General features: G+C 71.0%; 14 protein-coding genes. 8 read left to right on the top strand and 6 right to left on the bottom strand.

Going from position 1 to position 22,415, the window contains the following annotated elements; translation table 11 throughout:
• Positions 1-51: 51 nt before the first annotated feature.
• A complete protein-coding gene (locus tag OF380_RS21520) occupies positions 52-2,559 on the top strand; it encodes an RNA degradosome polyphosphate kinase (protein WP_264051432.1) in 2,508 nt (835 codons plus the stop codon).
• A 22-nt stretch (positions 2,560-2,581) separates the two neighbouring features.
• Complete coding sequence (gene ppx / locus OF380_RS21525; RefSeq protein WP_264047420.1) at positions 2,582-4,126, top strand: exopolyphosphatase; 1,545 nt, start codon at positions 2,582-2,584, stop codon at positions 4,124-4,126.
• A 20-nt stretch (positions 4,127-4,146) separates the two neighbouring features.
• Here the strand turns inward: ppx and OF380_RS21530 are convergent, their stop codons facing one another.
• On the bottom strand, positions 4,147-4,797 hold the full coding sequence (locus tag OF380_RS21530; protein WP_264047422.1) for a YgjV family protein: 651 nt from the start codon (positions 4,795-4,797) through the stop codon (positions 4,147-4,149).
• Positions 4,798-4,936: 139 nt separating this feature from the next.
• Positions 4,937-6,385: an acetamidase/formamidase family protein gene (locus OF380_RS21535; RefSeq protein WP_264047424.1), complete on the bottom strand. Its 1,449-nt coding sequence runs from the start codon at positions 6,383-6,385 to the stop codon at positions 4,937-4,939.
• A 234-nt stretch (positions 6,386-6,619) separates the two neighbouring features.
• On the opposite strand from OF380_RS21535, the gene OF380_RS21540 reads away from it, so the two are divergent.
• From OF380_RS21540 to OF380_RS21555, 4 genes are all read left to right on the top strand, one after another.
• Complete coding sequence (locus OF380_RS21540; protein ID WP_264047426.1) at positions 6,620-8,065, top strand: helix-turn-helix transcriptional regulator; 1,446 nt, start codon at positions 6,620-6,622, stop codon at positions 8,063-8,065.
• A 189-nt stretch (positions 8,066-8,254) separates the two neighbouring features.
• A complete protein-coding gene (locus OF380_RS21545; RefSeq protein ID WP_264047428.1) occupies positions 8,255-9,001 on the top strand; it encodes a Crp/Fnr family transcriptional regulator in 747 nt (248 codons plus the stop codon).
• Between the two features lie 186 nt (positions 9,002-9,187).
• Positions 9,188-10,840, top strand: coding sequence for a GAF domain-containing protein (locus OF380_RS21550; protein ID WP_264047430.1), 1,653 nt, complete (start codon positions 9,188-9,190; stop codon positions 10,838-10,840).
• Between the two features lie 411 nt (positions 10,841-11,251).
• Positions 11,252-12,124 (top strand): PhnA-like protein, encoded by an 873-nt coding sequence (locus OF380_RS21555; protein WP_264051433.1) that lies wholly within the window; start codon positions 11,252-11,254, stop codon positions 12,122-12,124.
• Between the two features lie 159 nt (positions 12,125-12,283).
• Here the strand turns inward: OF380_RS21555 and OF380_RS21560 are convergent, their stop codons facing one another.
• The 4 genes from OF380_RS21560 to OF380_RS21575 all read right to left on the bottom strand — a co-directional run bounded on the left by OF380_RS21560 (position 12,284) and on the right by OF380_RS21575 (position 20,164).
• Positions 12,284-15,106, bottom strand: coding sequence for a bifunctional transaldolase/phosoglucose isomerase (locus OF380_RS21560; protein ID WP_264051434.1), 2,823 nt, complete (start codon positions 15,104-15,106; stop codon positions 12,284-12,286).
• Between the two features lie 236 nt (positions 15,107-15,342).
• Entirely contained in the window at positions 15,343-17,418 is a 2,076-nt protein-coding gene (tkt, locus tag OF380_RS21565) for a transketolase (RefSeq protein WP_264047432.1), read from the bottom strand.
• A gap of 53 nt (positions 17,419-17,471) precedes the next feature.
• A complete protein-coding gene (locus OF380_RS21570; protein WP_264047434.1) occupies positions 17,472-19,379 on the bottom strand; it encodes a glycoside hydrolase family 15 protein in 1,908 nt (635 codons plus the stop codon).
• Between the two features lie 152 nt (positions 19,380-19,531).
• Positions 19,532-20,164 carry a hypothetical protein gene (locus OF380_RS21575; RefSeq protein WP_264047436.1) on the bottom strand — a complete coding sequence of 211 codons (633 nt, stop codon included), beginning with the start codon at positions 20,162-20,164 and terminating at the stop codon, positions 19,532-19,534.
• 241 nt (positions 20,165-20,405) lie between these two features.
• On the opposite strand from OF380_RS21575, the gene OF380_RS21580 reads away from it, so the two are divergent.
• A complete protein-coding gene (locus OF380_RS21580) occupies positions 20,406-20,993 on the top strand; it encodes an ANTAR domain-containing response regulator (RefSeq protein ID WP_264047438.1) in 588 nt (195 codons plus the stop codon).
• A 13-nt stretch (positions 20,994-21,006) separates the two neighbouring features.
• Positions 21,007-22,083, top strand: a complete 1,077-nt coding sequence (locus tag OF380_RS21585; protein ID WP_264047440.1) for a CmpA/NrtA family ABC transporter substrate-binding protein — start codon at positions 21,007-21,009, stop codon at positions 22,081-22,083.
• Positions 22,084-22,415: the final 332 nt, after the last annotated feature.

The following is a 22,415-nucleotide window of genomic DNA, read 5'->3' on the forward strand; positions in this document are numbered from 1 at the left end:
CGGCCCGTGCTAGGAAGCCGCACCTCAATGAAGGAGAGAGCCTTGGCGGATATGGACTCGGACGCGACCCCTGCGAAGACCGGCACGACATCGCAGGATTCGCATGGCACCGAGCACGCGCATGGCACGGCGAACGCACCCGGCACCGCGAACGCGCCCGGCACCGAGACCCGTCCACGGCCGGCGGCCCGCACCGCCCCGCGCAGGGTCGCCGCGCAACGCAATGCCGCCGCCATCCTGGCCGCCAAGCCTGTCTCCGAGTCCGCTCCCGAGTCCGTCTCCGAGACGACGCCCCAGGAGGCTCCTCCCGTGCCCGACGCCCTGCCGGATGCCGACCTCGACCTGCCCTCCGCCGGCGAGCTTCCCGCGCCCATCGAGGTGACGCCCGGGGTGGAGGCCCGTGATTCGGTGCGCGAGGCGGGCCTCGCGCTCCGGCACTCGCCCGAACGCTTCGTCAACCGCGAGCTTTCCTGGCTGCAGTTCAACCGGCGCGTGCTGGAGGAGGCCTCGAATCCCCACCACCCGCTGCTGGAGCAGCTGCGCTTCCTCTCGATCTCGGCCAACAACCTCGACGAGTTCTTCATGGTGCGGGTCGCCGGCCTGCACGATCAGGTCCGCGCCGGCCTCGTGCTGCCCTCGCAGGACGGCCTCACCCCCTCCGAACAGCTGGCGCGCGTCGGCGCGGAGGTCTCGCGCCTCGCCCTCGACCAGCAGACCCGCTGGCGTGAGCTGCGCCACGACCTCCTCGGCGTCGGCATCGAGCTGATGGAGCCCGCCGGCCTGACCCCGGAGCACAAGGCCTGGCTGGAGGACTACTTCCTCAACCACGTCCTTCCGGTGCTGACGCCGCTCGCCATCGACCCCGCGCACCCGTTCCCGTTCATCCCCAACCTCGGCTCCACCGTGGCGCTGATGCTGGTGCGCCCGCGCGACGGGCGGACGCTGCGCGCGCTGATCCGCCTGCCGGCGGTGCTCGACCGCTTCGTGCGGCTGCCGGATGCGGAGAACGACGCCACCGCCCGCTTCATCGCCATCGAGCAGGTCATCATCCTGTTCACCGGGCGGCTCTTCCCCGGCTACGCGGTGCGCGGGCAGGGCGCCTTCCGGGTCATCCGCGATTCGGACCTCGAGATCGAGGAGGAGGCCGAGGACCTCGTCCTGCATTTCGAGAGCGCCCTGAAGCAGCGCCGGCGCGGCGTGGTCATCCGCCTCGAGATCGAGGCCGGGATGCCGGAGGACCTGCGCGCCTTCGTGGCCGACGAACTGGAGATGGGCAGCGACGCGGTGATCTTCGTGGAGGGGATGCTCGCCCTCAACGAGCTCTCGCAGATCGTCGGGATCGACCGGCCCGACCTGAAGTTCAAGTCCTACAACCCGCGCTTTCCCGAGCGCATCCGCGAGAGCGGCGGCGACGTGTTCGCGGCGATCCGCCAGAAGGACTTCACCGTCCACCACCCCTACGAGTCCTTCGACGCGGTGGTGCAGTTCCTCGCCCAGGCCGCCCGCGACCCGAACGTGGTGGCGATCAAGCAGACGCTCTACCGCACCTCCTCGAACTCGCCGATCGTCGCGGCGCTCGCGGAAGCCGCCGAACTCGGCAAGTCCGTCACGGCGCTGGTCGAGCTGAAGGCCCGCTTCGACGAGGAAGCCAATATCCGCTGGGCGCGCAACCTGGAGAAGGCCGGCGCGCAGGTGGTGTTCGGCTTCATCGAGCTGAAGACCCACGCCAAGCTGTCGATGGTGGTGCGACGCGAGGGCGACCGGCTCGTCACCTACTGCCACGTCGGCACCGGCAACTACCACCCGATCACCGCGCGCATCTACACCGACCTCTCCTTCTTCACCGCCGACCCGGCGGTGGCGCGCGATGTCGGCCGCATCTTCAACTACATCACCGGCTACGCGGAACCGGCCGAACTCGAGCGGATGTCGGTCTCGCCGCTCACCCTGAAGCCACGCCTCCTGGAGGACATCGAGGCGGAGGTGGCCCATGCCCGGGCCGGGCGCCCGGCGGCGATCTGGCTGAAGTGCAACTCGCTGGTCGACCAGCAGATCATCGACGCGCTCTACGACGCCTCCCAGGCCGGCGTGCAGATCGACTGCGTGGTGCGCGGCATCTGCTGCCTCAGGCCCGGCATCCCCGGCCTCTCGGAGACGATCCGGGTGAAATCGATCGTCGGGCGCTTCCTCGAGCACGGGCGCGTCTACTGCTTCGGCAACGGCGTCGGGCTGCCCCACCCCAAGGCCACCGTCTACATCTCGTCGGCCGACCTCATGAGCCGCAACCTCGACCGCCGGGTGGAGGCGCTGCTGCCGATCACCAACCCGACGGTGCATCAGCAGGTGCTGGACCAGATCATGCTCGCCAACCTCCTCGACAACCGCCAGAGCTGGCGTGTACTGGCGTCGGGCGCCAGCGAGCGGATCCAACCTGCCGAAGGGGAAGAGCCGTTCAATGCGCATAAGTATTTCATGACGAACCCGAGCCTGTCCGGGCGCGGAAAGTCGTCGAAGAAGTCGAGCCCGCGCGCCCTGAGCCGACGCGCGCAGCGTGGCTGACGGACCGTTCGGAGGAGCCCGCATGGGCCTCGACCCTGCCCGCCCCCAACCCTTTCGGGGAACGCCGTTCCACGGGACCGGGGACCATATCGAACCGGTGGCGATCATCGACATCGGCTCGAACTCGGTGCGGCTCGTCGCCTATGACGGGCTGACCCGGGCACCGACGCCTCTCTACAATGAGAAGGTGCTGTGCGGCCTGGGCCGCAACGTGCTCACCTCGGGCCGACTCAACGAGGAGGCGGTGCGCCGGGCCCTGCTGGCGCTCGCGCGGTTCCGGGTGCTCTGCGAGACCATGCGGGTCACGCGGGTCTTCGTCCTCGCCACCGCCGCCGCGCGCGACGCCGAGAACGGACCCGACTTCCTGGCGGCGGCGGAGGCCGCCTGCGGCCAGCGCATCGAGCTGCTCTCCGGCCGGCGCGAGGCCGAGCTCTCGGCGCTCGGCGTGATCTCGGGGTTCCATGCCCCCGACGGCGTGGTCGGCGACCTCGGCGGCGGCTCCCTCGAACTCGTAGACGTGCGCGGGGCCACGGTCGGCATGGGCGTGACCATGCCGCTGGGCGGCCTCGCCCTGCAGGATCTCTCCGGCGGCTCGGTCAAGAAGGCCCTCAAGATCGTCCGCGAGAACCTGAAGAAGGCGGCCCCGCAGCTGGAGACCCTGCGCGGGCGCAGCTTCTATGCGGTGGGCGGCACCTGGCGCGCCCTGGCCCGCCTGCACCAGTCGGCCCGGGGCTACCCCCTCCACGTGATGCACGGCTACAGCGTCGAGCCCTCCGACGAGCTGAACTTCCTCGAGATGGTGGAGCGCACCGACGCCGCCCTCCTGCAGGACGTGGAAAGCGTGTCGGAGGCCCGGCGCCCGCTGCTCGCCTACGGCGCTGTGGTGCTGGAGGAGATCATCCGCATCGGGCGCCCGCGCGAACTCGCGGTCTCGGCCTCCGGCGTGCGCGAGGGCCTGCTCTACGAGCAGCTCGACCGCGACGCGCGGCTCGCCGACCCGCTGCTGGCGGCGGCCGCCGAACTGAACGCCCTGCGCGCCCGCTCGCCGGGCCATGCCCACGACCTGATCGCCTGGAGCGACCGCTTCATCGCGAGCCTCGACGCGCCCGAGACCGCCGACGAGCGCCGCCTGCGCCACGCCGCCTGCCTGCTCTCCGACATCGGCTGGCGGGCCCACCCCGATTACCGCGGCGAGCAGAGCGTCAACGTCATCACCCACGCGGGCTTCGTCGGCATCGATCATCCGGGGCGCGCCTACCTGGCGCTGGCCATCTACTTCCGCCACGAGGGCATCGCGCCCGAGAAGGCGAGCCCGATGCTGCGCAACCTCGCCGGGCCCCGCCTGTTCGAGCGCGCTCGCCTGCTCGGCGGCCTGTTGCGCCTCGCCTTCCCCCTCTCGGCCGGCATGGAGAGCGCGCTCGGCCGCCTGCCCGTCCTGGTCCAGGAGGGCCGGGTGACCCTGACGCTGCCCCCGGACCAGACGGCGCTCCCCGGCGACCGCATCCTGAACCGGGTGCGGGGCCTCGGACGCCTGCTCGGCCTCGACGGACGGATCGTCGGCGGCTGAACGCGCCGCCGGCGGGCACCTCACCCCGCCGCGACGCCGTCGGGCGCCCAATCCGATCGCGCCGGAACGGGGCTCTGCTGGCGCAGCAGCGCGATCCCGAGCCCCGTCAGGGTGAGCAGGTCGCAGGTCAGGCCGAAGACCGAGCCGACGAGACCGTTGTGCAGGGCCCAGCACAGGCTGGCGCCGACGAAGAGGCGGCGCATCGTCCCCGCCTCGCCCTGCAGGCGCGCCGCCGTCGCGAGCAGGGTGCCGAGCCCGGCGCAGGCCGAGGGCCAGCCGCTCCAGGTCGCCAGCATCGTCGCGGCGGCGGCGAGCGAGCTTCCCGCGAACAGGGGTATGACCCAGGCGGCCCGCCAGCCCGGCCCGATGGCGTAGGCCGAGACCAGGGTCTGCAGGATCGCGATCGCACACATCGCCGCGCCCGTGAGTGCGCCGAGATGGAGGTAGTGGAGGCCAAAGCAGGCGGCGCAGGCCGCGGATGCCAGCAGCATCCCGCGCCGCCCCGGCATCAGCCCGGCCGCGAACCCGAGCAGGAGGCCCCCCGTCCCGAACAGGTCGAGGTGGTGTCCGGCGAAATCCCAGGGTGCGAAGTTCCAGGGTGCGAAGTTCCAGGGTGCGAAGTCCCCGGGTGCGAAGTCCCCGGGCGAGAGGAGGAATGCGACGGCGGCCATGCTGCGTGTCCGGGGGCGCCCGATCGCGCCCCGTTTCCGTCAGCCGCTAGGTTTTCATGGTAACCGGTTCGTTAACGCCCCGGGGAACGCCCCCGCCTGTGGCGCCGGCGCCATAGCGCCGGGCCCGGGACGCGCCCGATCAGGTGGCGGGACGCGCGGGAAAGATCGCCTTCTTCACGATGGCGTGGACACCCCAGTTGCCATCCACCACCTGGGTGATGCCGAAATCCACCGCGATGGACATCAGCGAGATCGCCTCGTCCTCGGTGAGCCCGTGCCCGTGCATGAGGAACTGGCGCATCTTGCGGAAGGCGTCGCGCATGGCGAGGTCGAGGGAGGATTTGGAGAAGATCGCGTTCTGCGCGTCGGGCCCGAGGTCGGCGAGGTAGTTCGGGTAGCTGAACCCCGAGAGCACCCAGTCCTCCGCCGTCTCGATCATGGGAAAGTCGAGGGTCTCCAGGGCGGTGCCGGGCAGGTCGGCCTTCTTGTGGAGGACGAATTGGAAGGTGCCGGTGAGCGAGCACTCGATGGCGGTGCCGCAGAGTTCGGAATCGCCCTGGCTGGCATGGGGGTCGCCGACCGAGAACAGCGCGCCCGGCACGGCCACGGGATAGTACAGGGTCGCGCCCTTGCCGATGCGCCAGTTGTCGATGTTGCCGCCGGTGTAGCTCGGGGGAATCGAGTTCACCATCTCGGCCTCCTTGGGCGCCAGACCCATCGTGCCGAAATGCGGGCGAATCGGGACACGGTAGCCCTTGAGCACGTCGAAGTTGCGCTGCGTCCGGGCGTGATCCACCGGCAGGCCCGGATAGTCGATGGTCGGGTGCGCGATGCCGTCGGGATCGGTGACGCCGGGCCAGCGGAAGCTGTACACCGCCTGCGCCCAGTCGCGCCCGCCGGTGGCATCGACCTCGTAGATCGTCACCACCTCGCGGGGCCGGTCTCCGGTGATCATGTCCTTGTAGTGGTAGCCCCAGTTGGCGGCGGCGTTGCTGCCGAAGGTGCGGCCCCGGAAGGCCGGGTTGACGCAGGGGCGGGGCGCGACGTCGAGGATGCGCACCTCCAGCACGTCGCCGGGCTCGGCGTCCCGGATCGCCACCGGCCCGGTGCAGATATGGACGCCGAGGCCGCCGCCGGGACCGAACCTCGTGTCCTCCGGCCCGGCGCCGCGCCGCGCGACGCCCTTGCTGCCCTTGCTCCAGCGGAACACGCTCTCGGCACCGGGATCACCCGTCACCATGCGCTCGGCATCGTCGTTGGCGTGGTGGGTCAAGGTCTCGATCGTGACGTAGTCGCCGGACTCGATCTCGACGCGGGGCTTCAGGTTGCGGCTGAAATAGCCCCAGTGGACCGTCTCGGCGGTGGCCGGCAGATGATAGTGCGCCGTCTGCCTGAGGCCTTCGCGGGCGCTCGCCTGCGCCAGGGCCCGGCCCGGCAGGGTGAGGCCACCGGCCATCAGGGCCGCCGCCCCGCCGGAGGCGACGAAGCCGCTCTTCAGGAAGGCCCGCCGCTCCGGCGCGAGGTCGTCGAGGAACCGGGCCCGATGCTCGGCGAAATGGGCGCAGTTCGGATCGTCACCCTGGCACATCGTGGGGTCTCGCGTTCGGATTCCGGGCGGAATGCGTCCGGGGAGGACGGATTCCGTGGGAATACGGTATGCAAGCCGACGGCCACGCTTCCCCCGGGCGCCCGGATCGGCAACGACTCGCCCTCCGGCCGCGTTCGTTCCAACCAACCGCTCCGTTCGCCGCGAGAGACACGGACGCAACGCACGGGCCCCTCCCACGACGGGCCCCGCTCCGCACGCAGGATGCCACGACCTTTGACGACGGGTGTCGACCGTTCCCAGCTCCACCAGATCATCGCCGGCCTCACCGAGGGCGTGATCCTGATCGAGCCCGACCAGCGCATCACCTGGGCCAACGCGGCGGCGCTCGCCATGCACGGCGCGGACGACCTCGCCGAACTCGGCGACACGGTGGCGGCCTATCGCGGGCGCTTCACGCTGCGCTACCGCAACCACCACGTCATCGCCCGCACGCCCATCGACCGGCTGCTGGCGGGCGAGACCTTCGAGGAGGTCATCGTCAACGTCCGCCGGACGGACCGGCCGGATTTCGACGCGATGCAGCGCATCCGCAGCCTCGTCCTCACAGACGCGGCGGGGGCCCCGGACTGCCTCGTGCTGATCCTGGCCGACGTCACCGCGCAGTTCGAGGCCGAGGCGCGCTTCGAGAAGACCTTCAACGCCAATCCGGCCCCGGCCCTGATCTGCCGGCTGTCGGACCTGCGCCACGTCAAGGTCAATCTCGGCTTCCTGGAGATGACGGGCTATCGCAGCGAGGACGTCATCGGGCGCAGCGTCTACGAGGTCGACGTGCTGAACGAGGCCCGCAGCCGCGACCTCGCCATCGCGCGCCTCAATGCGGGCGAGACCATCCCGCAGATGGAGGCCTGCCTGCGCCTGCCCGACGGGGGAACCCGCTTCGTCATCGTGGCGGGCCAGCCCATCGCCATGGGCGACGAGCCCTGCATGCTGTTCACCTTCGCCGACCTCGAGCTGCGCAAGAAGGCGGAGACGGCGCTGCGCCACAGCGAGGAGCGCTTCGCCAAGGCCTTCCGCCTGACCCCGGTGCCCACCCTGCTGTGCCGGGCGGAGGGGCTCACCGTGCTCGGCGTGAACGAGGCCTTCATCCGCGTCTTCGGCCATGCCGAGGACGTGGTGATGGGGGAGGGGCTCGACGCCGTGGGCCTCTGGGCCGACCGGACCCAGCACGCGCGCTTCGCGGCGGATCTGGCCGCGGGGGGCAGCGTCCTCGGCTTCGAGGCCTGCCTGCTCGGCCGGGACGGCACCGAGATGGACTGCCTCGTCTCCGCCGAGAGCGTCACCATCGGGGACGAGGCCTGCCTGCTGGCCGTCCTTCAGGACATCAGCGACCGCAAGCGCTCCGAGCGCGAACTGTTCGACGCGATCGAGACCGTGATGGCCGACACCTCCTGGTTCAGCCGGGGCCTGATCGAGAAGCTCGGGAGCCTGCGCCATCCCGGGGGTCCGGGGGCGGCCCCGGCCCGGCCGGAGCTGACCCGGCGCGAGGCCGAGGTCCTGCGCCTGATCTGCCAGGGGCTCGGCGACGCCGCTATCGCCAAGCGCCTCGGGCTGACACCCAACACCGTGCGCAACCACGCCGCCGCCCTCTACCGCAAGCTCGGCATCCACCGGCGCGGCGAGGCGATCATCTGGGGACGGGAGAACGGATTCGGGGGATGAGCGGCGCCGCCGACCCGGCGGAAATGTACGATACTGCACCGGGCACCGGCCGGCCGACACAACCTAACGCAGGTTAGGACGCGCGATCCACATAGGTCTAAGGTTGCCTTCACCAGCGGCGGTTCCCGCACAGGTGCCATTGGCTGGAAGTGACGCGCGCTTCCGCTGCCCATGCGAGGCGAAGCTGCGATGTCCCGGACCTTCGAAAATCACGCTCCGACGGCGCTCGTCCGCAAGCTCGAGGCCATCGCCCCGCTCTCGGACGCGGAGCGCGCGGCGATCCTCGGCCTGCCGGCGCGGTATCGTGAGCTTCCGGCGGGGCAGGACATCGTGCGCGAGGGCGACACGCCCGTGCGGTGCTGCCTCATCCTTGAGGGCTGGGCCTGCCGCTACAAGATCCTCGGCGAGGGCCGGCGGCAGATCCTCTCCTTTCACATCCCCGGCGACCTTCCCGACCTGCACGGCCTGCACCTGCCGGTGATGGATCACAGCCTCGGCACGATGACGGAGGCCGCCGTCGCCTTCATCCCACAGGAGGCCCTGCACGCGGTGATGCTGCGCCACCCGCGCCTCGGGGGGCTGCTCTGGCGGGAGACGCTGATCGACGGCACCATCTTTCGCGTCTGGATGGTCGGCCTGGGCCGGCGGACCGCCTTCGGCCGGGTCGCGCACCTCCTCTGCGAGACGTACCTCAAGCTGGAGGCGGCCGGCCTCGCCGGCGACCGCCGCTGCCACCTGCCGATCAAGCAGGTCGAACTGGCTGATGCCCTCGGTCTGTCGACCGTGCACGTCAACCGCATCCTGCAGGAGATGCGCGGCCGGGGCCTGATCGTCCTGCACAGCCACACCCTGGTGATCCAGGACTGGGAGGAATTGCGCCGCAGCTCCGAATTCGATCCCGCCTACCTCCATCTCGAGAAGCGGGCCGCGGGATGAGCCCGCGCCCGCGTCGGACCGTTCGGGCTTCGATGACCCGCCGCCCGTGGCAGGCTTCGTGCGCGATCTGGAAGGACGCCTGCGCCGGGACGGGCAGCGGCCGCGTCCCCGCAGGGACGAGATGGAACATGACAGAGGAATAGCGGGACGGTATGACCGCTCCCAGCGCGCATTCGTTCCGGCAAGATGAGTCACCTGGCCCAGGATAGTGTGAAGGTCGACACGTCCGATCCGGATCGATTGGCCGAACTCGAAGCCCTCGACGTCCTGGATACGGCGTCCGAGGAAGGATTCGACGACGCGGTTCAGATCGCTCGCCTGATCTGCCAGACCCCGGTCGCGCTCGCGAGCCTGGTGGCGGCGGATCGGCAGTGGTTCAAGGCGCGGGTGGGGTTCCCCGACTGCCAGACCGATCTCAGCCGCTCCGTCTGCGTCTACGCCTTGGGCGAGCCGGACCTGCTCGTCATTCCCGACCTCACGACCGATCCGCGCACCCGCACCAACCCGCTGGTCGTGGGGGAGCCCCATATCCGCTTCTATGCCGGTGCGCCGCTGCGCATGCCGAGCGGACGCGTGATCGGAAGCCTCTGCGTCATCGACCACCAGCCCCGGCCGGACGGGCTCAGCGAGGACCAGGCCGAAGCGCTGCGGCGCCTGGCACGGCAGGTCATGATCCTGCTGCGCGAGCGCCGCCAACTGGCGCGGATGCAGGCCGCCGAAGTGCAGGCCGGGGCCGCCACCAACCGCCGCCTCGCGCTGATCGAGCTCGGCGACCAGCTGCGCGACATCGGCACCATCCCGGAGATGACGGCCAAGGCGGCCGAGATCGTCGGCCGGACCCTGAACGCGAGCCGGGCGGGATACGGCGAACTGGACCGCACCGGCGCGTTCGTCACGGTCCCGGAGGATTGGGCCCTGCCCGGCGAGGTCCGGCTGACGGGACGCCACCGCCTCGCCGATTACGGCAGCATCGGCGCCGGCATCGAACGGGGCGAAACCCTCGCGGTCACCGACGTCGGGAGCGACATCCGGACCGCAGCGGAGGCGGAACCGTTCACCGCGCTCGGCATCCGCGCCATGCTCAACGTGCCGGTGCGCGAGCGGGGCCGGACCGTCGGCCTGCTCTTCGTCAACAGCCCCGCGCCGCGCACCTGGGCCCCGGAGGAGATCGCGTTCGCCCGGAACGTCGCCGACCGGGTGCAGGTCGGGATCGCCCGCCTGCGGGCGGACGAGGTCCAGGCGACGCTGAACCGCGAACTCTCCCATCGCATGAAGAACACCCTGGCGATGGTGCAGGCCATCGCCACCCAGACGATGCGCAACGCCGTGACCCTCGAGGACGCCCGCCACGCGCTATCGGCCCGGCTCCTCGCGATGGGCAAGGCGCACGACCTCCTGCTCACCGGCGAGCGCGAGAGCGCCAGCCTGGAAGCCGTGGTCCGGGGCGCCTTGGCGATCCACGACGATGCGGAACGCGGCCGCCTGCGCCTCGCGGGGCCCTCCGTGCACGTGGGATCGCGGGCCGCGCTGTCGCTGGCGCTGATCGTCCACGAACTGGCGACCAACGCGGTCAAGTACGGGGCGCTGTCCGTGCCCGAGGGCTCGGTCTCCGTGTCCTGGCAGATCGACACCTCCGGTGCGGAGCCGATCATCCGGCTGTGCTGGATCGAGGGCGGTGGGCCGACCGTCACGGCGCCGGATCGGCGCGGGTTCGGCACCCGGCTGATCGAGCGTGGGCTTGCGGGGGCGTTCGGTGGTCACGCGCTGCTGACCTACCGGCCCGAGGGCGTGATCTGCGAGCTGACGGCGACCCTGGCCGGGCTCGAAGCCGAGGAATAGGGCGAGGAATCGGGCGAGGAATCGGGCGAGGAATCGGGCGAGGAATCCGGCAACGAATCGGGATCTCGGATCGGGCGATCGGCGGCATTGCGTCGATGCACGGCTCCGCGCGGTCGCGACCCGAGCGCATATTTTCTGGGCAATCGGTCAGAAACACGCCGGACCGGAGCGCACATGCCACGGTCACGGGCGTTGATGGGGGGATGGGGCCGCGTTCGTCGGTCCGATCCGCCGCACCGCATTCCGGACCGGTCGGCGACGCCGTGCCCCGGCGACGGGACATCCGGACCGTCGCCGTTTCGACGCCGATTTCCCAGGAGTTCGTCCTTGGCCCTCTCTCCCACACCCGTTCCCAAAGCCGAAGGCCGCGCGGTCCCCGTGAATCAGGCCTCGTCGCACGCCCCTTCGCAGATCTCTTCTCAGGTCTCCTGGCAGATCTCCTGGCAGGTCTCCTGGGGCGCGATCTTCGCCGGCGCCGTCACGGCCCTCGTCGCCCAGATGATCCTCAACCTGGTGGGCCTCGGCATCGGCCTCGCCACCCTGAACCCCACCGGCAACGACACACCGAGCGTCGGTTCGCTCTCCACCGGCGCCGGCCTCTGGTGGGTGGGCTCCGGCATCGTCGCCTCGCTGATCGGCGGCTTTCTCGCCGGCCGCCTCTCCGGCAAGCCGGTGGGCCCGACCAGCGCCTATCACGGACTCGTCTCCTGGGCGGTGACCACCCTGGTGATCGTGTACCTCCTGACCTCGGCGGCGGGCGGCATCCTCGGCGGCGCGTTCGGCGGCCTCACCAGCGTGCTCGGCGGCGCCGGTTCGGCGATCGGCGGCACCGTCCAGACGGCGGCGCAGACGGCGGCCCCCTCGCTGACCCAGGTCGGCAACCCCCTCGAGGGCATCGAGCGCCAGGTCCGCCAGGCGAGCGGAAACCAGGATCCGGAGGCCCTGCGCAACGCCGCCGCCGACGCGGTGCGGGGCTACCTGTCGGGTGACGCCGCCCAGCAGGCCCAGGCCGAGCAGAAGGCCGCCGACGCCCTGGCCAAGGCGCAGGGCATCCCGCCCGAGCAGGCCAGGGCCCAGGTCCAGGACTACCGCAAGCAGTACGAGCAGACCCTGGCCGAGACCAAGAGGAAGGCCGAGGCGGCCGCCGAGGCGACCCGCAGCACCGCCGCCCAGGGCTCGCTCTACGCCGCCCTCGCGCTGGTGCTCGGTGCGCTCGCCGCCTTCCTCGGCGGCCGTCTCGGCACCGTCTCGCCGGCCAGCGCCTACGGCGAACGCCGCGTCTGAGGCTCACGGGCCGAAACCAGGCTCCGACCCAAGGGCGGGGCCGGTTGAGGCCCGGCATGAACTTCGACAGGCCAGCCTTCCATGAAAGCAGGAACGCCCGTCCCCGGCAGGGAACGGGCGTTCCTTTTGACGTCGTACGGGCGCCCGGAGGCGCAGCCGCTACGGCGCCGCCTTGATGGCGGCGGCGATGCGCTTCAGCCCGGCCTCGATGTTCCCGCCCTTGATGTGGACCCGCAGGGCGCGGCGCGCGCGCTCGGCCAGCACCGCGAAGTCGCCCCGCGCCTGGGCCGCCACCACCGTGCCGAAGCCGAGGCTGCGGCCGGGGATCGCGAGATCCGCGGACGGGTCGGCTGTGATCTGCAGGAACACGCCGGTATCCGGGCCGCCCTTGTAGGCCTGTCCGGTGGAGTGCAGGAAGCGCGGCCCGAATTCGAGGCAGGTCGCGAGGCGGCGCTTGTCGCGCAGCGCCACCCGGGCCTCCTGCAGGATCGCGTGATGGCCGGGATTGCGCGCCACGTAGGCGAGCAGCGCCACGTAGTCACCGTCCTTGGCGCGGGCGAGATGCGCGGCGAGGGCCGCCTCCAGGCCCTCCGCCGCCTGGGGCAGGGCGCCCGCATTGCGCGGGTCCGCGTAGAGCGCGATCGTCTCGTCCGAGAAGATCGGCGTCTCGGAGGGGAGCGAACCGCTCGCCTCCGCCGCGTCGAACAGCTTCTTCGTCTCGATCTTGCTCGCCTCGACGTCGGGCTGGTCGAAGGGGTTGATCCCCAGCATCGCGCCCGCCACCGCCGTGGCGATCTCGAAGCGGAAGAACTCCTGCGGGAGCTGCTCCTCGTTGGCCAACGCGACATGCGCCACCGGATGGCCCTCGCGCTCCAGGTTGCGCACGGCCTCGTCCTGGCGGGGGTCGGCGCGGCTATCGAGGCGCAGGTACACGAAGAAGCGGTCGCGGCCGTAGACGGCCGGCACGTCGACGGGCTCGCCGTCGATGGGGATCAACCCCTTGCCCGCCTTGCCGGTGGATTCGGCGATGAGCTGCTCGGCCCAGGCGCCGAAGGTGTCGATGCCCGGCGAGGCGATGATCGTGACCTTGTCGCGACCCGTCGTGAGCGCGGCGGATCCCAGGGCGGTGCCCAGCAGCACGCCGGGGTTCTGGGCCGGCGGCACGGCCGGGCCGCAGGAGCGCACCATGGTCCGGGCAATGTCGAGGAAGGCCTTCACGTCGATGCCCGAGGCCGCCGCCGGCACGAGGCCGAACGCCGAGAGCACGGAGTAGCGTCCGCCGATCTGCTTCACGCCGTGGAAGATGCGCCGGAAGCCGTCCGCCTGGGCGGCCTTCTCCATGGCAGAGCCGGGATCGGTGACGGCGACGAAGTGCGCGCCGGCCTTGTCGGCGCCGACCGTGTCCTTCATCCGGCCGAGGAAGTAGTCGCGGAAGACGTTGGGCTCCAGCGTGGAGCCCGACTTGCTCGCCACGATGAAGAGCGTGGTCGGCAACCGGATCGCGGCTTCCGTCTCGCGGACCTGATCGGGCTCGGTGGAGTCGAGGATGCGCAGGATTGGGAAACCCGCGCGGGCGCCGTAGGTCTCGGCGAGCACCTCCGGCCCGAGGCTCGATCCGCCCATGCCGAGCACGACCACGTCCGTGAAGCCGCCCGCCCGGACCTCCTCGGCGAAGGCTTCGTAGTCGGAGACGCGCTCGAGTTCGTCCTCGACGATGCGCAGCCAGCCGAGCCAGCGATCCTCGTCGGCGCCGCTCCACACGGTCTTGTCGTGGGCCCAGAGCCGGCGGATCTTTCCGGCGGCGCGCCATGCCTCCACCGCCTTCTTGGCGGCGGTGCTCAGGCTCTCGTCGAGCACGAGGGTCTGGGCGTTCAGCTTCGGCCCGAGCAGGTCGATGCGCTTTCCCGCCACCGCGCCGAGGAGCTTGTCGGCGGCGTCGATGAAGAGCTGCACGCCCTCGTCCACCAGGGTGTCGCCGACCTTCGCGATGTCGATCCCGGCCTCGGCCAGGCGCGCCATCACGGCCTGCGCCCCCGCCACATCGTCCTCGATGGCGGCCTTGAGGGTGCCGTGGTCGCGGAAGGCGTCCATGGTGGCCGGCGGCATGGTGTTGACGGTGTCGGGGCCGATCAGCTCCTCGACGTAGAGCACGTCGGAATAGGCCTTGTTCTTCACGCCCGTGGAGGCCCAGAGCAGGCGCTGCGCCTTGGCGCCCTTTGCCGCCAGCGCCTGCCATTGCGGCTCGGCATGGATCGCCTTGTAGCGCTGGTAGGCGAGCTTGGCGTTGGCGATGGCGACCTTGCCCTTGAGGTCGTCGTAACCGCCTGTCTCGTCCAGCGCCTTGTCGACCGCCACGTCGATGCGGCTGATGAAGAAGCTCGCCACGCTGGCGACCCGCGAGACGTCCCCGCCCTTGGCGGCGAACGCCTCCAGGCCCGCGATGAAGGCGCGGGCCACGGCCTCGTAGGTGTCCACCGTGAAGAGCAGCGTGACGTTGATGCTGATGCCGTCCGCCGTCAGGGCCTGGATCGCCGGGATGCCTTCCCGGGTGGCGGGCACCTTCACCATCAGGTTGTCGCGCGCGACCATCTTGTGGAGGCGACGGGCCTCGGCCAGCGTCTCGTCCGTGTCGAGGGCGAGGTAGGGGGAGACCTCCAGGCTGACATAGCCGTCGGCGCCGTCGGATCCGTCGTAGACCGGGCGCAGCACGTCGGCGGCGGCCTGGATGTCGGCCACCGCGCAGCCCTCGTAGAGGTCGATGACGCGGGCATCGCCCTGGTCCATCACGGATTTCAGGGCGTCGTCGTACTCCGACGAGCCGCCGATGGCCTTCTCGAAGATCGAGGGGTTCGAGGTCACGCCGCGCAGGCCGTCCGCGTCCACCAGGGCCTTGAGCTTGCCTTGGGCCACGAAGCCCCGGGCGACGAAATCGAGCCACACGGCCTGACCCTGTTCGGGGAAGAGAGCCTTGAGCGGGTTCATGGAAAACTCCTCGTCGTCCGTCATCGCGACGCCGCTCACCACAGGCAGCGTCGCCTCATCCGTCATCGATCGACGTCATCGATCATGCGCCTCTCCTCCCGCTTGCGGGGAGGAGCTGGAGGTGGGGTGCGGGCACCGATCCCACCGATCGAGGCTGGCGCCGACCCCCCACCCCTGACCCCTCCCCGCAAGGGGGAGGGGGAACGCGCTCTGGGTGAAGCCAGAACGCTTGCTCCCTACTTCTTGTGCCGGGCGATCTGGTCGCGGGCGGCCGCGAGCACCTTCTCGGGAGTGAAGCCGAACTTCGTCTGCAGGTCCTTGATCGGAGCCGAGGAGCCGAAGGTGTGCATGCCGATGATGCTGCCGGCCGAGCCCGCGTAGCGGTCCCAGCCGATCACCGAGCCCTGCTCGACGGCGACGCGCGCCAGCACCTCGGGGATGAGGACGCTGTTGCGGTAGGCCTCGTCCTGGCGCTCGAACAGGTCCCAGGACGGCATCGAGACGACCCGGGCCTTCACGCCCTCCGCCTTCAGGGCCTCGTAGGCCGAGACGCAGAGCTGCACCTCGGAACCCGTGCCGATGAGGATGACCTCCGGCGTGCCCTCGCAATCGGCCAGCACGTAGGCGCCCTTGGCGGTGCCGGAGGCGGCGGCGTACTTCGAACGATCGAGGGTCGGCAGCGGCTGGCGGGAGAGCGCCAGCACCGCGGGCTGGTCCTTGAGGCCCATGATGACGCGGTAGGATTCCGCGACCTCGTTGGCATCCGCGGGGCGCAGGGTGACGAGGCCGGGGATCGCCCGCAGGGTGAGCAGCTGCTCCACCGGCTGGTGGGTCGGGCCGTCCTCGCCGACGCCGATCGAATCGTGCGTGAAGACGTGGAAGACCGGCACCTCCATCAGCGCCGCGAGGCGGATCGGCGGGCGCATGTAGTCGGCGAAGACCAGGAAGGTGGCGCCGTAGGCGCGCAGGCCCACGAGGCCGAGGCCGTTCACGATGGAGCCCATCGCGTGCTCGCGCACGCCGAAATGGATGTTGCGGCCGCCTGGCTCGAAGGGCGACAGGGTGCCGGCGCCCTCGAATTCGAGCTTGGTCTTGTTCGACGGCGCGAGATCCGCCGACCCGCCGAGCATGAACGGCACGTGCGGCGCGATGGCGTTCAGCACCTTGCCGGAGGATTCACGGGTGGCGAGCCCCTTGGCGTCGGGCGCGAAGACCGGGATGTCGCGGTCCCAGCCCTCGGGCAGGCGGCCTTCGAGGTAGGCGGAGAGTTCCTCCGCATGCTCCGCGTCCGCCGCCTTGGCCTCTTCGAAGAAGCCCTCCCAGGTGGCGTAGAGCTCGGCGCCGCGCTTGCCGATGCCATTGCGAAAGTTGTCGTAGACGCCGTCGGGGACCAGGAACTGCGCGTCCTCGGGCCAGCCGTAGGCGCGCTTGGCGCCCTTGACCTCGTCCTCGCCCAGCGCGTCCGAGTGGGCCTTGGGGGTGTTCTGCTTCTTCGGGGCGCCGTAGCCGATGATCGAATTGACGATGATGAGCGTCGGGCGGTCGCTGGACTGGAGAAAGGTCTCGATCGACGACGCGATCGCGTGGACGTCGTTGGCGTCCGCCACCCGCAGCACCTGCCAGCCATAGGCGAGGAAGCGCGCCGCGACCTCCTCCGAGAAGGCGAGCTCGGTATGGCCCTCGATGGTGATGGTGTTGTTGTCGTAGATCCAGCACAGGTTCGACAGGCGCAGGTGCCCGGCGATGGAGGCGGCCTCCGAGGCCACGCCCTCCATCAGGTCGCCGTCCGAGCAGATGGCGTAGACGTTGTAGTCGAACAGCGGCAGGTCCGGCCGGTTCAGGCGCTCGCCGAGGAAGCGGCCGCCCATCGCCATGCCGACCGAGTTGGCCACGCCCTGGCCCAGCGGCCCCGTCGTGGTCTCGACGCCGGTGGTGAAGTGATATTCCGGGTGCCCCGGCGTCCTGCTGTCGAGCTGACGGAAGTTCTTGAGGTCGTCGATCGTCAGGGCGGGCGCGTTGCCGCCGTCCTTCTCGGCCACGCCGGCGAGGTGGATCAGGCCGTAGAGCAGCATCGAGGCATGGCCGGCGGAGAGCACGAAGCGGTCGCGGTTGGGCCAGTGCGGATGCGCCGGGTCGTAGCGCAGGTAGCGGTTCCACAGGGTGTAGGCCGCCGGCGCGAGCGCCATCGGCGCGCCGGCATGGCCGGAATTGGCCTTCTGCACCGCGTCGATGGCGAGCGTGCGCAGCGTATCGATGCTCAGCTTGTCGATCTCGCTCAAGGCCGCCTTCGGCTTGGTCTCGGCTCCGCTCATTGCTCGTCGTCCTTCGTCTCTGGGCTCGTTGGCCTGCGGCGCGTGGGGCGCGGTCAGGCGTCGCGCCGTTGGGGGGCGGCGGTGTCCGCGCCCGGGGATAATGCGTCGGCGGAGCCGCTGCTCCGCTCCCTGGCCGGGCCCTTGGCCCGGCTGTAGTTGAGGATCGTGTTGACCAGGGTGACGTGGCTGAAGGCCTGCGGGAAGTTGCCCACGAGGCGCTTGGCCTTCACATCATACTCCTCCGCGACCAGACCGACATCGTTGCAGACGCCGATCAGCCGCTCGATCAGCGCACGCGCCTCCTCGCAGCGGTTCAGGCCGATGAGGTTGTCGGCATACCAGAACGAGCAGGGCAGGAACGCGCCCTCGTCGCCGGGCAACCCGTCCGTGGTCTGGTTCTCGGTGTCGTAGCGCAGCACGAAGCCGTCCCGCATCAGGGTGCGGCCGATCGCGTCGACGGTGCCGACCACGCGCGGATCGTCCTGGGGCAGGAAGCCCATATGGGCGATCAGCAGCAGGCTCGCGTCGAGGCGCTTCGAGCCGTAGGACTGCACGAAGCTGTTCAGCTCCGGATCGAACCCCTTGGCGCAGACCTCGGCGTGGATTTCGTCGCGGATCTCGCGCCAGCGCGCCACCGGCACGTCGCGGGTCCGGGTCGGCCGGTGGTTCACGCCGGTGAGGCGGATCGCGTCCTGCTCCTGGCCCTCCGCCTCCTCGAAGGAGCGGATGGCACGGTCGAAGGCGACCCAGGCCATGACCTTCGAATGCACGAAGTGCCGGCGCCCGCCGCGCACCTCCCAGATGCCCTCGTCGGGGGTGCACCACACCTTCTCGAGGTGGCGCAGCAGCGCCTCGCCGACCCGCCAGCCATCGGCGTCGCCCTGCAGGCCGCGCTGGCGCGCCTGGTAGAGCGCGTCGAAGATCTCGCCGTAGACGTCGAGCTGGAACTGCTCCACCGCCGCGTTGCCGATGCGCACGGGCTTCGAGTTCTCGTAGCCGGGCAGCCAGTCGAGCTCGATCTCGGGCAGCATGCGCTCCCCGGCGATGCCGTAGAGGATGTGCGCCTGCTCCGGGTTGCCAGCGACCGCGCGCACGAGCCAGTCGCGCCAGGCGCGGGCCTCGTCGATGTAGCCGCCGTCCATGAGCGCGATGAGGGTGAAGGTCGAATCGCGCAGCCAGCAGAACCGGTAGTCCCAGTTGCGCACGCCGCCGAGATCCTCCGGCAGGGAGGTGGTGGGCGCCGCCACGATGCCGCCGGTGGGGTGGTAGATCAGCGCCTTCAGGGTGAGGAGCGAGCGCTTCAGGATCGCGTCCCAGGGCGTGCCCGAGGCCGCCCGGCCTGACCAGTCGCGCCAGTAGCGGTCGGTCTCGAACAGCACCTTGCGCGGCTGGATCGGGGCCGGGTCGTCCTCGTGGGACGGGCCGTAGCTCAGGGTGAAGGCCTGGCTCTGGCCCGCCTCCACGGTGAATTCCGCGACCGTGGTCTGGTTCTCGCCATGGGTGGGCACGAGGGTGCGCAGCACCACCTTGTGCGGCCCCGAGATGGCGCGCAGGTCCCCGAGCTCGTTGTGGGAGACCCACGGCACGGCGAGCCCGTAATCGAAGCGCACCCGCATCCGCATCCGCATGGGCACGGCGCCCGCGAGTCCCTCGACGATGCGCACGAGGTGCGAGCCGTCATTGGCGGGCATGTAGTCGGTCACCCGCACGGTGCCGGTGGCGGTCTCGTGCCGGGTCTCCAGGACGAGGCTGCCCTCGCGGTAGCACCGCGTGGTCCGGACCTCCGGATCGACGGGGCCGAGCTTCCAGTAGCCGTGGTCCTCGGTGCCGAGCAGGGCGGCGAAGCAGGCAGCGGAGTCGAAGCGCGGCCAGCATAGCCAGTCGACGCTGCCGTCGCGGGCGATCAGCGCGGCGGTGCGGCCGTCGCCGACGAGCGCGTAATCCTCGATCCGTCCCGCCATGCCGGTCCTCGTCTCCGCGACGTCGACCGTCGCGGGCCGCGCTGCATCCCCCGCGTCCACCTAATCGCCGAACCCGGCAGGGTCCAGGGTCGGCGCGGCGATTGCGGACGGAGGACGACCGGCAAACGACCGATCGAACGGTCCTCGGCGGCTCAGCGCAGGTGGCCGACCCAGCCGGAGACGGCCGAGCCGAGGCTGGTCGCACCGGCGTTCAGGGACGCGCCCTGGGCCCCCACGAAGGCGCCGGCGGCGGCGCTCGCCTGCGTCACGACCCGGATCGTCGGCGCGAAGGGCAGGGCGATCGCGGGCAGCAGGCCCTCATCCGAGGACGCGACGGTGGTCTCCTCGGCCGCGAAGGGCAGCGGTCCGTCCGGGGCCGAGGCCGGGCTCGGAATCGGGGTGGCCTCGGGGGCTTTGGCGACGACGCGCGGAACCTCGCGGCGCGGCGCGGCGACGCGCGCCGGCCGGGTGGCCCTGTGCGCCGCCACCGGGCGCGGCACCTCGGCCTCGGCCACGGCGATCATCGGAACCGGTGTCTGCGGAAACTGGAGCGGGAAGGCGAGGGAGGCCGGGACGAAGGGCGCCTCCGCCACCGAGGCGGGCGCGGCGGCGACCGCCGTCGCGGGGACCGGGGCGGGGGTCACCACGGCCGTCGGCTCGTGGCAGAGATAGGAAGCGGCACCGAGGATCGCCGCCATCACCAGGGTCGGCAGCAAAGGCGGCGTCACGCCGCGCGACAGCCCCGAGTCCAGCGCAGCAGGGGCGGAGGGCGTGCACGCTGACATCCGGGACACCTCGCTTGAGCAATTGGGCGATCGGTTCGATGGCCGATCTCATAAGCGCCGGTGTTTGCGGCGGAACCGGGGCTGTTTCCTCTCTCGACGGTAACGAAGCGCCTCGCATATCGACTTTCAGGGCATGCCGTTTCCTTGGGCATGCCCCTTGCGTTCCCGCTCTCCCTCACCCATCGCCGAGGCTTGTCCCCCGCCGGACCGTCCGCCAACCCCGATCCGTCCCCGGACCCCGATGACCGAGCCGACCCTCACCGTCGCCGTGATCGACCCGAGCCGTGCCCGCGCCGCCATCCTGGAGGAGGGCCTGACGGCCGCGGGGTTCACCCGCGTCGTCGTCCTGCCCGACACCGCCGACCTGCCGGCCCGGGTGGCCGCCCTCAACCCGGACGTGGTCGTGATCCATCTGGAGAGCCCGAGCCGGGACATCCTGGAGCAGATGTCGGGCCTCTCCCGCCACGTGGAGCGGCCGGTGGCGATGTTCGTCGACCGCTCCGACGTGCCCATGATGCAGGCGGCGATGGATGCGGGCATCTCGGCCTACGTGGTCGACGGGCTGCAGCCGCAACGCATCCGCTCGATCCTCGACGTGGCGATCCTGCGCTTCAACGCCTTCGCGCGGCTGCAGCGCGAACTCTCCGAGGCGCGGGGGGAGCTGGCCGACCGCAAGCTCATCGAGCGGGCCAAGGGCATCCTCATGACCGCCAAGGGCCTCTCCGAGGACGAGGCCTACCGGATGATGCGGCGCAAGGCCATGAACGAGAAGCGCAAGATCGCCGACATCGCCCGGGCCATCGTCACCGCGGCGGACCTCCTCGGATGACGGACCTGTCCCGATGAGACTCGCGCTCGGATACGTGCCCCTCCTCGATGCGGCGCCCCTCATCGTGGCGGTGGAGGGCGGCTTCACCGCCGCTGAGGGGCTGGCGGCGGACCTCGTGCGCGAGCCCTCCTGGGCGACCCTGCGGGACAAGCTGGCGCTCGGACATCTCGACGGCGCCCACATGCTGGCGCCGCTGGCGCTGGCCAGCGCGCTCGGCATCAGCGGCCCCGAAACCGACCTCGCGATCCCCCTGGGGCTCAGTCTCAACGGCAACGCCGTCACGGTCTCGCGGGCCCTCTGGGCCGCGATGGCGGCCGAGTCCCGGGAGATCGAAACCCAGGAGGTCGAGTCACAGGAGATCGACGGTGCCCACCGCGATTTCGCCGACCTCGATTCCGTGGCCCGCGCCTTCGCGCGAGTGGCGCGGGCGCGGGCGGGGGAGGGGCGCCCGCTGACACTGGGCACCGTGCACCCGTTCTCCAGCCACACCTACCAGCTCCGCCTGTTCGCGGCGCGCGGCGGCCTCGACCTCGACGCGGCGACCCGGATGGTGGTGATCCCGCCGCCCTGGATCGCCGAGGCCCTGCGCACCGGCCAGATCGACGGCTTCTGCGCGGGCAGCCCCTGGAACAGCGTCGCGGTGGCGCAAGGCTACGGCCGCATCGCCGCGTTCGGCTGCGACCTCGCCCCCGACTGCCCGGAGAAGGTGCTGGCCCTGCCGGGCTACGCGGCGGCGGGGAGCGCCCCCCTGGTGCGGGCGGTGCGCCGGGCCGGGCGCTGGTGCGCCGATCCGGAGAATCAGCGCGAACTCGCGAGCCTGCTCGCGCAGCCGCGGCATCTCGGCATCGATCCGGCCCTGATCGGCCGGGCGCTCGCCGGCGCCGTGGTGGTCGACCCCGAAGGGACCGAGCGGTCGGCGCCCCGCTTCGTGGTGTTCGGCGCGGAGGCCGAGCGGCCGGCGCCCGCCCAGGCCGACTGGCTCCTGGCGCGGATGGGGGAGGCGGACCAGATCGTCCCGACGCCGGCCCTCGCCGAGCGCGCCCGCGCGATCTACCGGCCGGACCTGTTCGAGGCCGCGCTCGTGACGTGACGGCTCCCCGGAACCGTCCGGCTGCCGCGCACACCGGCAGGCTGCCTGCCGATTGTGCAGTGCGGAAGATGGCGCGCGGGCAGGCAGATCTGGCGCGCGGGGACACGGCGAACGGCCTTCCCACCGAACGGGCAAGCCCCGGACCGGCGGCCCGCCGGGTGAGGCATTTCTGACAAAAGGCATTCGTCTGAAAAGCTTGGAATGATTCCGAGAACCCCGCCCCGCGTGGAGGCGCCGGACTCGACCGGCCTTGGCACGCCCCGTGCAAAGCATCGTGGGCTCGCCAACGATGACGAGCCTTATCCGTCGGCAGAGCCGCTGACCCGAGTCCC

This window comes from Methylobacterium sp. FF17 (assembly GCF_025813715.1).
GTDB lineage: Bacteria > Pseudomonadota > Alphaproteobacteria > Rhizobiales > Beijerinckiaceae > Methylobacterium > Methylobacterium flocculans.

Coding starts and splice junctions, on each gene's coding strand:
- OF380_RS21520 (WP_264051432.1), top strand. CDS start 52: ATGGACTCGGACGCGACCCCTGCGAAGACCGGCACGACATCGCAGGAT.
- ppx (WP_264047420.1), top strand. CDS start 2,582: ATGGGCCTCGACCCTGCCCGCCCCCAACCCTTTCGGGGAACGCCGTTC.
- OF380_RS21530 (WP_264047422.1), bottom strand. CDS start 4,797: ATGGCCGCCGTCGCATTCCTCCTCTCGCCCGGGGACTTCGCACCCGGG.
- OF380_RS21535 (WP_264047424.1), bottom strand. CDS start 6,385: ATGTGCCAGGGTGACGATCCGAACTGCGCCCATTTCGCCGAGCATCGG.
- OF380_RS21545 (WP_264047428.1), top strand. CDS start 8,255: ATGTCCCGGACCTTCGAAAATCACGCTCCGACGGCGCTCGTCCGCAAG.
- OF380_RS21550 (WP_264047430.1), top strand. CDS start 9,188: ATGAGTCACCTGGCCCAGGATAGTGTGAAGGTCGACACGTCCGATCCG.
- OF380_RS21560 (WP_264051434.1), bottom strand. CDS start 15,106: ATGAACCCGCTCAAGGCTCTCTTCCCCGAACAGGGTCAGGCCGTGTGG.
- tkt (WP_264047432.1), bottom strand. CDS start 17,418: ATGAGCGGAGCCGAGACCAAGCCGAAGGCGGCCTTGAGCGAGATCGAC.
- OF380_RS21570 (WP_264047434.1), bottom strand. CDS start 19,379: ATGGCGGGACGGATCGAGGATTACGCGCTCGTCGGCGACGGCCGCACC.
- OF380_RS21575 (WP_264047436.1), bottom strand. CDS start 20,164: ATGTCAGCGTGCACGCCCTCCGCCCCTGCTGCGCTGGACTCGGGGCTG.
- OF380_RS21580 (WP_264047438.1), top strand. CDS start 20,406: ATGACCGAGCCGACCCTCACCGTCGCCGTGATCGACCCGAGCCGTGCC.
- OF380_RS21585 (WP_264047440.1), top strand. CDS start 21,007: ATGAGACTCGCGCTCGGATACGTGCCCCTCCTCGATGCGGCGCCCCTC.